Origin of the sequence: Hyalangium sp., from assembly GCF_035629615.1 — a bacterium.
Classification (GTDB): Bacteria; Myxococcota; Myxococcia; order Myxococcales; family Myxococcaceae; genus Hyalangium.
Window position 1 is genome coordinate 1 of record NZ_DASPHO010000014.1, and the last position, 2,255, is coordinate 2,255.

Annotated in this window: 2 protein-coding genes and 1 pseudogene; all 3 read right to left on the reverse strand. The window is 68.4% G+C overall.

The features are described 5' to 3' along the window. The coding region (locus VD972_RS00475; protein ID WP_324979074.1) for a PQQ-binding-like beta-propeller repeat protein at positions 1 to 843 on the reverse strand (843 nt) is incomplete at its 3' end. Further along, complete coding sequence (locus VD972_RS00480) at positions 840 to 1,652, reverse strand: tetratricopeptide repeat protein (protein WP_324979077.1); 813 nt, start codon at positions 1,650 to 1,652, stop codon at positions 840 to 842. The genes VD972_RS00475 and VD972_RS00480, both read right to left, overlap by 4 nt. An 85-nt stretch (positions 1,653 to 1,737) precedes the next feature. Beyond that, positions 1,738 to 2,255: pseudogene (locus tag VD972_RS00485) on the reverse strand (ribosome biogenesis GTPase Der); the annotation flags it as partial.

Consider the following 2,255-nt stretch of genomic DNA (forward strand, 5'->3'; position numbering starts at 1 on the left):
CAGCAGGGACGTGAGCCCCGCCACCGAGCTGCTCCACTCCACATCCCCGCTCTCGGCGCTCAGGGCATACAGCCCACCCTGGTACGAGGCCACGTACAGCCGGCCCGCATCGTCCGCCACGGGAGGCGTGTCCACATCGAGGAACTCGGTGGCTCCACCCGCCAGGGACTTCTCCCACTTCGCGGTGCCACCCTCGGCGTCCAAGGCCACCAGGTACCCGTCCGCGAACCCCACGTACACCGCGCCGTCCTTCACCAGTGGAGTCGAGACACCGTGGATGGTGAAGCCGCTGGGCGGATCCCGCCGGTACTGCCAGGCCCACTTGCCCGTCTCGAGGTCCACCGCGAAGAGCGTATCGCTCTCCGAGGCCACCAGCACCCGCGAGCCGGCCAGGACCGGAGTCGTCGCGAGCGACTCACCGGCCTCGTACTTCCACTTGAGCTCGCCCTTGCGAGCGTCCAGGGCATACAGGACGCCATCCCCACCTGGCACGTAGGCGATGCCTTCGTGCACCAGGGCCCCAGCCGAGAACCGGTTGCCCGTCTTGAAGGCCCACGCCACCTTGCCACCGGGGGCAACGCCCCGGACAAAGCCATCCCGAGTCAGCGTGATGACTCGGCCAGAGTCCGGATCCACCGCCGGGGCGGCGAACTCACGGGGGGCGTACTCCCAGGAGATCGGCTCTACGAGCGGCGTCCACCAGCCCACCTCGAAGAAGTCGGCCGGGGGCTGGCGGAGCTCGGAGCTGACGGGGTTGCCATGGAGCGGAACGGAGTGACACGCGCCAAGCAGCCCCACCGCCCCGACTCCCGCCACCCACTGCCTCCACGCGCGGCGCTTCATGCCCCTCCGTCCTTCGTCGAGCTCGCTGGCTCAGGCGGCGGGGGGATCTTCACGCCCTCGGCCGCCAGCAGCGACGTCCGCTCGGTCGCGAGCCGGGCCGCCGCGCTGTTCGCGTGGTCCACGGGGATCTTCACGAGGACGGTGGCCGCGTCATCCTTCTTCCCCTGGAGGATGAGGATGCGGGCGCGGTGGTACTGGCCCATGCCCTCCAGATAACCGCCCGCATCCACCTTGGACATCTCATCGAAGGAGGTGAGCGCCTGGTCGTACTTCTGCTGGGCCTCGTAGGCGTAACCCTGGCCCTCGAGCGCTGCTGCGCGCATCGGGTCGTTGGCCGGAGCGACCTTCAGGTACTCGGCGAAGGCGGCCAGCGCCCCCTCCGCATTGCCCAGCCGGTACTCGGCCTTGCCCAGCGGCAGCGCGGCCGTCATCGCGGACGGGGTGCCCTTGTGGGTGGTGCGGAAGTCCGTCAGCGCCTTCACCAGCGCTTGATCCTGCTCCTGGGCGGACTTGAAAGGCGGATTCTCACCCGCGGGCGGCGGGGGCGGAGCGCCCTCGGCGGGTGTAGGAACCACCGGGCGCTCGAGGATCTCCAGCGCCGCGCCCAGCTCCTTGGCCGCCTTGGCCTCGCTGCGGTGGGAGAAGTAGCTGAACAGCGCCACGACCAGGCCACCTGCCAGCACCACTCCCACGGCAAGGATGACGAGCGTCTGTCGCCCGACCAACCACTCTCGGGCATCGGCTCCCACGCGCTGGAAGGCGTCGGGCTGCTTGAGCTCCCGCTGGGTCATCTTCTCGGACTTGGCCACGTCGCTGGTCCTCTTCTCTTCATCTGGGGTGCAAAAGGCGGCGCAATCTACGGATCGGCCACCGGGGGTGTCAACGCGAAGACGCTCAGTGCCTACCCGTCTTCTTCTCCTTCTTCTTCAGATGGGGGCGCTTGCGGGCCTCCCTCTTGGCCTTGCCAGGCCGCTCCTTGAAGATCAGCCGGAGGGGCACCCGCAGATCGAAGGTCTTCCGGAGCTGGTTGGTGATGTAGCGCTTGTACATCTCTGGCACGCCCTGCGGGTGGTTGCACGTGAGGGCGAAGGTGGGGGGCGCCGTGCCGACCTGGGCGATGTAGTACAGGCGCAGGGGCTTGCCATTGACGATGGGGGCCGGGTTGTTGTCCACCATGTGCTCGAGCAGCCGGTTGAGCTGGGGGGTGGGCGCCCGGTAGCGGAACTGCTCGGCGAGCTCCACGGCGATGTCCACCACCTTCTCCACCTTGGAGCCGGTGAGGGCCGAGGTGAAGACGATGGGGGCGTACCCCACGAACTTCAGCGAGTACTTGAGGGCCTCGCGGAAAGCCTCCTGGCGGCGCAGGTCCGTGCCGATGAGATCCCACTTGTTCACGACGATGACGAGCGCGC